The sequence below is a fragment of the Vibrio sp. 10N.222.52.C3 genome, from assembly GCF_041474195.1.
In the GTDB taxonomy this organism is placed as follows: Bacteria; Pseudomonadota; Gammaproteobacteria; order Enterobacterales; family Vibrionaceae; genus Vibrio; species Vibrio crassostreae_C.
Genome location: NZ_JBFRTQ010000023.1, coordinates 1 through 5,659 on the forward strand (window position 1 = coordinate 1; position 5,659 = coordinate 5,659).

At 44.9% G+C, this 5,659-nt stretch carries 5 protein-coding genes; all 5 read right to left on the reverse strand.

Annotation, left to right across the window (positions count from 1 at the left end; genetic code table 11):
• Positions 1-58 precede the first annotated feature (58 nt).
• Genes AB4517_RS03505 through rppH form a run of 5 tightly spaced genes read right to left on the reverse strand, consistent with a single transcriptional unit; the run spans position 59 to position 5,369 of the window.
• Positions 59-910, reverse strand: a complete 852-nt coding sequence (locus AB4517_RS03505) for a thymidylate synthase (protein WP_017059339.1) — start codon at positions 908-910, stop codon at positions 59-61.
• 9 nt (positions 911-919) lie between these two features.
• Positions 920-1,741: a prolipoprotein diacylglyceryl transferase gene (gene lgt, locus AB4517_RS03510; RefSeq protein ID WP_017059338.1), complete on the reverse strand. Its 822-nt coding sequence runs from the start codon at positions 1,739-1,741 to the stop codon at positions 920-922.
• Positions 1,742-1,798: 57 nt separating this feature from the next.
• On the reverse strand, positions 1,799-2,590 hold the full coding sequence (locus AB4517_RS03515; protein WP_017059337.1) for a sulfite exporter TauE/SafE family protein: 792 nt from the start codon (positions 2,588-2,590) through the stop codon (positions 1,799-1,801).
• A gap of 8 nt (positions 2,591-2,598) precedes the next feature.
• On the reverse strand, positions 2,599-4,848 hold the full coding sequence (gene ptsP / locus AB4517_RS03520; RefSeq protein ID WP_372147901.1) for a phosphoenolpyruvate--protein phosphotransferase: 2,250 nt from the start codon (positions 4,846-4,848) through the stop codon (positions 2,599-2,601).
• A gap of 2 nt (positions 4,849-4,850) precedes the next feature.
• Entirely contained in the window at positions 4,851-5,369 is a 519-nt protein-coding gene (gene rppH, locus AB4517_RS03525) for an RNA pyrophosphohydrolase (RefSeq protein ID WP_017059335.1), read from the reverse strand.
• Positions 5,370-5,659 lie beyond the last annotated feature (290 nt).

Consider the following 5,659-nt stretch of genomic DNA (forward strand, 5'->3'; position numbering starts at 1 on the left):
ATTTGTGTATAAGAGACAGGCACAGAAGCAGCCTTTCAATCAAACAAAGCGAGTGAGATTAAACCGAGAATGGGTACTTAATCGCTTCGTGGCATTCGTAACCTTCAACCCAGAAGTCATCCATCGTTACCCATGTTTCCAAATCTTCTAGAGACTTAATCTGAGGATTGATATGGAATGTTGGGCCAGCTAACGGCTCACGCTTTAACTGGATATCACGCATAGGTGCAAGTTGATCTTCGTAAATATGAGCATTTACTAGCTTATGGTAAGCCACGCCAGCTTTCTTACCCGTGATTTGCGCCATGATAGCTAGGAAGACATACACTTGAACCATGTTGAAGTTCAGGCCTAGGGGTACATCGCAAGAGCGCTGAGTGCTGTTTAGGTACAGAGTATCACCAAGTAGTGAGAAGTGATGGCTGTACATACACGGACGCAAACATCCCATGTGGAACTCACCTGGGTTGTAGAAGTTTAAGATCTCGCCGCGGTCATCAATACCGTTAGTTAGATCATCAACAATCTTCTTCAGTTGGTCGATATGACCGCCGTCAGGTTTTGCCCATGCACGTCCTTGAACGCCATAAACACGGCCCATGTCATCTTCACCCTTGCGGTAAGGGTTATTCAGCCATGCTTCATTCAGGTTAGAATTCGCATCCCAAGTTTTAGTCCCTAGCTTACGAAAATCTTCAGCATTGTCGTAACCACGGATATAGCCAAGCAGCTCAGCAACTGCGGCTTTCCAAAAACTCTTACGCGTTGTTACCAGTGGGAATTGGTTATTACCAACATCATATTCAAGGTCAGCATTGATCACGGTTAGGCAACGCTTGCCCGTGCGTTCATTTTCAATCCAAGTACCGTCATCAACGATACGCTGACAGAGATCTAAATACTGTTTCACACCAATTCCTTACTTCGTTTGTTGTGGTAATTCGTCTTTGTAGTGACCACGCTTGTATGCCCACACCATCATCAGCACACCGATGATAACCATTGGCAGTGACAAAATTTGTCCCATAGAGATAAATCCACCGAACAAACCTAGGTGAGCATCAGGTTCACGTACGTATTCTACTAAGAAGCGGAATGTACCATATCCTGCTAGGAATAACCCTGATACAGAACCAAGAGGACGCGGCTTTTTGATAAACCAGTTCAAGATGAAGAACAGCACAATCCCTTCAAGTGCCATTTCATAAAGCTGAGATGGGTGACGAGGAAGTGGACCACCGTTAGGGAACACAATCGCCCATGGCACATCAGTCACACGGCCCCAAAGCTCGCTGTTCATGAAGTTACCTAAGCGTCCCATGCCTAAACCAAATGGCACCAATGGTGCAATCATGTCTGCCACACCAAAGAAGGTTCGACCGTTCTTTTTGGCATACCAAAACATGGCAGTAATAACACCAAGCAAGCCACCGTGGAAAGACATACCGCCAGTCCATACCTTAAATAGGTACAGTGGGTCTGCTAGGAAAAGGTCAAAGTTGTAGAAAAGTACGTAGCCAATACGACCACCCAACACCACACCTAGAAAGCCAGCAAACAGTAAGTCTGATACTTGCTCTCGAGTCCAACCACTACCCGGTTGATCAGCTCGGCGATTTGCTAACCAAAGAGCAAACATAAAACCGACAAGGTACATTAGGCCGTACCAACGAACTGAGATTGGTCCTAGTTCAATAAGAACAGGATCGATATTTGGGAATTCGATAAAACCCTGAGACATACTTGGCTCTCTATCTAAATTGATTAACGGTTAGCTCAATGACTAACAGAAAAGACACTACAGCAGCATTGTGGCTGCTATAAACATTAAAAATACCGCAAAGAATTTCTTCAGCACAGGGGTTGGCAATTGAGTGGCCAGTTTCGCACCCACTCGAGTGGTCAAAACTGAGGTACAAGATATCGCGATCAAAGCCGGTAGATAAACATAACCCAAGCTATACGCAGGAAGATCATCGACAGAAGATCCATGCCAAATGAAACCTAGCATTCCCGAAATCGCGATAACACAACCGCATACCGAAGATGAGCCGACGGCTTTACGCATTTCCACACCGTGATGGTTAAGGAAAGGTACCGATAAAGACCCACCGCCAATGCCCGCTAAGCTTGATACCAAACCAATCCCGCCGCCACACAACACGGTTTTAGCTGAACCCGGCATCGATTTTTGGCTCTTGGAGCGAATCGACAATAGCATTTGCAACGCCAACACCAAAACAATCACACCAAAGACTTTTGGTAAGTATTGAGCTGGAATTACATCGGCCACGAAAGAGCCGAGGAAGCCACCTATCACCACACCTGGCATCAACCATTTAACGACAAACATCTCTACGTTACCCAACTTTAGATGGTTAATCGCAGACGATCCCGACGTAACGATGATGGTTGATAGCGAAGTAGCCAATGCCATTTGCATCGCAAACTCTTGGGGGATACCCGCTTTAGGAAGCAAAAACAGTAAGGCAGGAACAACCAGCAAACCACCACCAATGCCTAGCAAGCCTGCTAAAACACCAACAATAGCACCAAGGCCCGCTAACAAGCCTATCAGTTCATATGACACGTTAAATCCTATTTTTTACCTGCTCGAATGAAGCCTGTAAATTCACGCTCTTCGAAATAGTTCAGCATCATACTATAGATGTCACTACCATACGGTTTTGAAAGTGCCTTATTTGCCAAATCCTGTAATTCAGACAAGTTCGATTGACGAATCAAATATTTGGTTCTTGCGACATTCGAGGTATTCATACTTAACGTCTCATACCCCAATCCAATCAATAGCAGCGCGCCCATCGGGTCACCGGCTAACTCGCCACAAATACAAACAGGTAATTGATATTGCTTACAAGTATCATGAATTTGTTTTAATACCATGATCACCGCAGGGTGCATTGATTCATAGACATCGGATACTCGTGAATTGTTCCGATCAACCGCTAATAAATATTGGGTTAAGTCGTTGGTACCGACTGAAACAAAGTCGACCTTATGCGCAATCAGCGGCAGTATGTACAGCATGGATGGCACTTCAATCATGATACCAACGCGAGGCATACGCACTCGGTTATCAAGCTCATGCACTTCATCATACGCTTGTTCAATCAACTGTAGCGCGTCATCCAACTCCTGTGCACCAGAGATCATCGGCAGCAAAATACTCAAGTTATGGCTTTCACAGCTCGCACGTAGCATGGCACGTAACTGAATAATAAAGATGTCAGGATGATCGAGCGTAAACCGAATACCACGCCAACCAAGGAATGGATTGTCCTCTTCGATAGGAAAATACGGTAAGGCCTTATCACCACCGATATCGAGTGTACGCATCACCACTTGTTTCTCTGGGTAGCTTGCCAGTACAGAACGATACTGCTTGAATTGTTCATCCTCTGACGGGAATCTTTGCTGCAACAAGAAAGAAATTTCAGTTCGATACAGCCCTACGCCATCAACGCCTTGGTTGATAGCGATGTTAGTGTCTGCACTTAAACCCGCATTAAGCAGAATCTCGACTTGCTTGTTGTCTTGCGTTTTTGCCGGTAGGTACAGCTCGCGATTGACCATAGAGGAGAGCTCACTCTCTTCTAGAATCAGCCCTCGATACTCTTTGAGCAGGCTTTTAGTCGGCTCAATAAAGATCTCACCGCTATACCCATCAACAATCGCTCGCTTGCCATTAGCTTGAGCTAGGTTGAGGTTTACCCCCATGACGGAAGGTATGCCAAGCGCTCGAGATAAAATCGCTGCGTGCGAGTTCGCCGCCCCTTCCAAGGAAATCACCGCTAAGAGCTTTTCTTTGGGAATAGACGCTAATACCGAAGCGGTTAACTCACGAACCACTAGGATAATCGGCTTATCTAACGTGCGAAGTTCATGTTCAGAGTTGTGGAGGAAATAGAGCAGCCTTTGTCCGAGCTCTCGGATGTCTTGTGCTCTCTCACGAAGATACACGTCCGACATACGAGCAAAGCGGTTCGAATAGCTCTCAACAACCTGTCTTAATGCCCAATCGGCTTTATCGCCTTTCTGGATTTGGCTTTTTAGATCCTTACGCAGCATAGGATCGTTGAGTAAGTGAGTAAACAGGTCAAAGATCGCCAACGCATCTTTATTGATTTCACTATCTAAGCGCTTTCGCATGCGCTTAAAGTCATTGAGGGCGTTTTCAACCGCTACCGCCAACAACTCATGCTCTCTCTCTATATTGAGCGTCGAAGCAGGATAAACATCGGTGAGTTCAGGCTGAGTGTTGTCCCACCATAAGTCACCAATCGCCACGCCCGATGAAGCTGCAATACCTTTAGTAGCCGGTAGCTTCTGTTGCTCTAACAGCCAATGGCCTTGAGTTTGGGCGTGCGCCACAATAACGGCAAGTTGTGCAGAGAGCGTGACAAGGAAGGATTCTTCCATCTCACTAAATAAACGTGGGGTCTTCTGTTGAATGACCAATACACCGAGCACTTGCTTGCGGTGGATAATCGGAGTACCGAGAAAAGAGTGATAGACGTTTTCTCCAAGCTCTGGAAAAAACTTATAAGCAGGGTGAGCAGACGCTTGTGCAAGGTTGATAGGTTCAGCACTTCTTTTAACAAGGCCAACCAGACCTTCGTCAAAACCAATGTGAATGCTATTGCCTTTGAAGATCAGGCCTTGAGTTGCCATCAACTCAAGGCGCTGCATATCATTATTTGCCAAATACACGGTGCAACATTCCGTCTGCATCGCACTGCATGTCTCTTTAACCAAAATATCAAGAGCCGTCGACACATCTTCAACTCTTGATACGTGTTCAACTATTTCCCTTAGTTGACTGAGCATGCTTAACCTCTACGCAATTTGCGCTTTCCTTTTATTTTTCGCTCTTTAAACGGCATTGCTAAAGATGCGAACTCTTTCATCGCTCGACGGTAAACATCTCGCTTGAAAGAAACAACTTGTCGAACTGGGTACCAGTAACTCACCCAACGCCAACCATCAAACTCAGGTGTACTTCCACGCTGCATATTGATATGCGATTCATCGCAATCTAAGCGCAAAAGGAACCACTTCTGTTTTTGTCCAATACAGACAGGTTTAGAATCCCACCGAACCAGTCGTTTGGGTAGCTTGTAGCGTAACCAATGACGACTTGTCGCGACGATCTTTACATCCTTTTTAGTAAGGCCAACCTCTTCATACAACTCGCGGTACATTGCCTGTTCCGGAGTCTCACCTTCATCTATTCCCCCTTGAGGGAATTGCCATGAATGTTGCCCGTATCGTTTAGCCCAGAAGACCTGACCATGGTTGTTACAGATTACAATACCAACATTTAATCGGTAACCATCGCCATCTATCACTGGCCAACCTCTATCTAAATTTTTAATTACTCTGATTTTTCCACATATCCCCAATCGGAGCAAACTTAGTGACGTGATAAGCGCTATATTTATGAATAATAACTAGGAATATGGATAAGTTTTGCTCAAATTCTAGTTACCCACACAATAGTGAGACATAGACCACATTTATTCACCTTTTCTGTGAATAACTATGTGAAGAATTACCCGCAATCGTTTTTTTTAATCCATAGATTCATCAACACCAAAAACAACAAATCAGTCAAAATAATTTTATTATTATATAAATC

Coding starts and splice junctions, on each gene's coding strand:
- lgt (WP_017059338.1), bottom strand. CDS start 1,741: ATGTCTCAGGGTTTTATCGAATTCCCAAATATCGATCCTGTTCTTATT.
- ptsP (WP_372147901.1), bottom strand. CDS start 4,848: ATGCTCAGTCAACTAAGGGAAATAGTTGAACACGTATCAAGAGTTGAA.